4 protein-coding genes are annotated in these 3,491 nt (G+C 65.1%); 1 reads left to right on the forward strand and 3 read right to left on the reverse strand.

Annotation, left to right across the window (positions count from 1 at the left end; all coding sequences use genetic code 11):
* A partial coding sequence (locus tag VGH68_RS15740; RefSeq protein ID WP_331604571.1) for an MFS transporter occupies positions 1-381 on the reverse strand: 381 nt, incomplete at its 3' end.
* 52 nt (positions 382-433) lie between these two features.
* Positions 434-1,489, reverse strand: a complete 1,056-nt coding sequence (locus tag VGH68_RS15745; RefSeq protein ID WP_331604572.1) for a 3-keto-5-aminohexanoate cleavage protein — start codon at positions 1,487-1,489, stop codon at positions 434-436.
* 220 nt (positions 1,490-1,709) lie between these two features.
* Between VGH68_RS15745 and VGH68_RS15750 the strand changes: the two genes are divergently transcribed.
* Complete coding sequence (locus VGH68_RS15750) at positions 1,710-2,726, forward strand: AraC family transcriptional regulator (protein WP_331604574.1); 1,017 nt, start codon at positions 1,710-1,712, stop codon at positions 2,724-2,726.
* Here the strand turns inward: VGH68_RS15750 and VGH68_RS15755 are convergent.
* On the reverse strand, positions 2,721-3,491 hold a 771-nt coding region (locus VGH68_RS15755; protein ID WP_331604575.1), incomplete at its 5' end, for a DUF6596 domain-containing protein. The two genes, VGH68_RS15750 and VGH68_RS15755, sit on opposite strands and share 6 nt — an antisense overlap.

Here is a 3,491-nt window from a genome sequence, read left to right on the forward strand (position 1 = left end):
CCCGATTCCGACGAAGGCGCGCGCGACCAGCATGGCGCCGTAACTCGTCGCGAGTGCGCAGCCCCGCGTCGCGACACTCCACATCGCCGCCATCAGCACGATGCTCTTCACCCGGCCCCAGCGGTCCGCGAGCACTGACAGCGGGAACGTGAGCACACCGACCATCAGTGCGACCAGACTGCTGAGCGAGCCCAGCTGCGCGTCGGAAAGATTCCAGGTGGACTTCAGCAGCGGAAACACCGCATTCAACACCTGGCGCGACATGTAGTCGGAGAGCAGCAGCCCGACCGTCAGTGCGAATACGACCCAGGCGTAGGCGCGCACGTCCGTGCGGGTTGCCGGCACATCGCCCGCAGTGGGCGCGGCATGCTGTATGAGCATGGTTTGTCTCCTTTCCGGCGTGCTGTGTCGCGACCAGCCGGGCTTCGATTCATTACGCCGCGCGCAGCGGCACGTTTTTGATACCCGTCGCGCGATTCGGCGCCATGCCGTTGGCGGCCAGCGTCTCGTCGATCGAGTCGTACTGCGCGCCGATGCGATAGATCGCGCGCGCTTCCTTGCCGGTCGCAATCTCGCGGCCGAGTTCATGCGCGACGCGCACGCACTGCTCGATCTGCTGGACCGACGTAAAGCGATTTCCGTTCTGGTCGATGATCGTGTCTTCGATGCCGCAGCGCGGATGCAGACCCATCGACATCGCCATCATGTTGAACGGCAGCACGTTCTTCAGCAACGATTCGGCGGTGAGCGTGCAGCCGTCCGGCGCGCGATGCACGAAGTTGAAGAAATTGAACGGATTCGGACCGTCGAAGCCGCCGCCGATACCGATCCACGTCAGGTTCAGCGGACCTTTGTAGACGCCCTTGCGCACCAGACGCTCGAGCGTCTCCAGCGCGTGGATGCCGGTCAACTGGAAGTGCGGCTGGATGCCCGACGCTTGCAGGCGGCGCAAATGCTCTTCGACCCAGGCCGGACCCGCGGGTACCGTCATTTCACTATAGGCGGCCATGAACGCGGGGTTGGAAAGCGAGGTGCCTGCCAGGTACTCCGGATAGAGGAGTTCCATGATGTTCATCTGCGTCGTGTTGATCGCGACCGTCACCTGATCCGGTTTCGGATCGAGATCCGCCAGCATGTGGCGCGTGTCGTCGGACAGCCACTTCGCGGCCTGGCCGTCGTCTTCCGGTGCGAACGAAATCGAGCCGCCGACCTGGATGATCATGTCGGGCACCGCGGCGCGCACGCCGGCGATCAGCTCGTTGAACTTCGACAGGCGCTTCGAGCCCTTGCCGTCCAGTTCGCGAACGTGCAGGTGCAGTACCGTGGCGCCGGCGTTGTAACAGTCGACGGCCTTCTGGATCTGCTGATCCATGGTGACCGGAATGTCCTCCGGAAAGTCCGAGGGCATCCATTCCGGGCCGTACGGCGCAGTGGTGATAACTACTTTGTCCTGATTTTCAGGGTGCAGCGAATCGTCAAGAAATTGCATGGCTTGCCTCCATCCGGATTAAGGGTGATGTGTTCCGCGGCTGCGCTGAAAACCGGCGGGACATATCGAACGTGTGAGTGCAAGATACGGCAATCGCGCGCTACACTTTTATGAATGCGCGCCATCCTTTTGGGGGATCGCGCCACTGCGTGTTAACACCAGTATTTCCGCGCGGCATCACGGCAACGCGCGGCCCGTATCGAGCTGCGGAGATAAAGCAATGGAAACGATGCTGGGATCGGTAGCTATGAGCGGCTACTTCGAGGTGACGCGGCGGCTTGGACTCAACCCGGTGGAACTCGCGAGGCAGGTTGGCATCGATGCCGGGGCGCTCGCAAATCCGGACGGCCGCGTTGCGGCAGCGTCCTGCTGCCGGCTGCTGGAACTGACGGCCGAAAAATCATCGTGCCCGACCTTCGCGCTGCAAATGGCCGAAACGCGGCAGAGCTTCGGGACCGGTGTGGTCAATGTGCTGCTCACGCATAAACGCACGCTGCGCGAGGTGTTGCTGGCGGCGGCCGAATACCGTCATCTATTGAATGAAGCGCTTGCGATGTACGTCGAGGACACGGGCCAGACCGTGACGATCCGCGAGGAGCTTGTCGTCGAACCCGGCACGCCGACGCGGCAGGCAATCGAACTGGCGCTGGGTGTGCTCGCGCGACACTCGAGCGCGCTGCTCGGCAAGTTCTGGAAACCGCGCTCGGTCCACTTCACTCACGCGGCGCACGCGGATCTAACGTTTCATCGGCGCTTTTTCGGGTGTCCGCTCGAGTTCGGCAGCGATTTCAACGGGCTGGTTTGCGCGGCCGCCGATCTGGACTACCCGAATCCTGCCGCCGATCCCGAGCTGGTGCGCTATGCGGAGAGCCTGGCGTCGCCGCTCAACGCACGCGGCGAGGATTCCACGGCGCTCGAAGTGCGCAAGGCGATCTATTTGCTGCTGCCGCTGGAGCAGGCGACGGTCGAACTCGTCGCGCGTCATTTGTGTTTGAGCGTGCGCACGCTGCAACGCCAGCTGAGGTCTGCGGGCACCAGTTTCTCCGATCAGGTCGAGGAGGTGCGAGGCGAACTCGCGGTGCGTTATATGAGCAACCCGCGCTATCCGATCGGGCGGGTGTCGGTGCTGCTGGGTTACGCGCAACAGGGGTCGTTCACGAACTGGTTCGTATCGCGCTTTCGTATGACACCGCGTGACTGGCGTGCCAGCCATTCAAGCGGCCGCGCCCGGCTATAGGGTCTCGCCACCGGCCGCCGTCGACAGCGCGTGGCGCTTGCGCTGCAGGAACCGCCGCGCGGCCGGATCGCGTTGAAGGCCGATCGCGAGGTCGTAGGCGCGAAGCGCTTCGGCGCTGGCGCCAGCGCGGGCGAGCAGCTCGGCGCGCGCGGCCCAGTACGGCTGGTAGTCGGCGAGCCGTGGATCGTCCGCGTACGGTTCGAGCGCCGCGAGCGCCGCCTGCGGGCCGGCACGCTCCGCTAGCGCGAGCGCGCGGTTGACCGCGACCACCGGCGACGCGGCCATCGCGAGCAATGCATCGTAGAGCTGCACGATCTCGCCCCAGTTCGGTCGACGCGTGCGACAGCGGTGGATATGCGCCGACTGCAGCGCGGCTTCCAGCTGAAAGCGTCCGATCGCGTTGAGTGCGCTCGCGCGCCGCAGCAGCGCGTCGGCTGCGGCGATCATCGGCGCGTTCCAGCTCGCAGGATCCTGCGCGGACAGCGGCACGTAGTCGCCGGCCGCATCGCGGCGTGCATCACGCCGCGCCTGCGCGTACAGCATCAGCGCGAGCAGACCGAGCGCCTCCGCTTGCTCGGGCAGCAACTCGGCGAGCAGTTGCGCGAGAAAGAGCGCCTCGCCAGCCAGATCGCGCCGCTCGGTATCGCTGCCGAGCGGGTCGGTCCATCCTTCCGCGAACACCGCATAGACCGCCTCCAGCACCGCGGCGAGCCGGTCGGGCAACTCCTCGCGTTCGGGCACGTTAAACGGAATGCCGGCCTCGCG

The organism is Paraburkholderia sp., assembly GCF_036488505.1.
GTDB lineage: Bacteria > Pseudomonadota > Gammaproteobacteria > Burkholderiales > Burkholderiaceae > Paraburkholderia.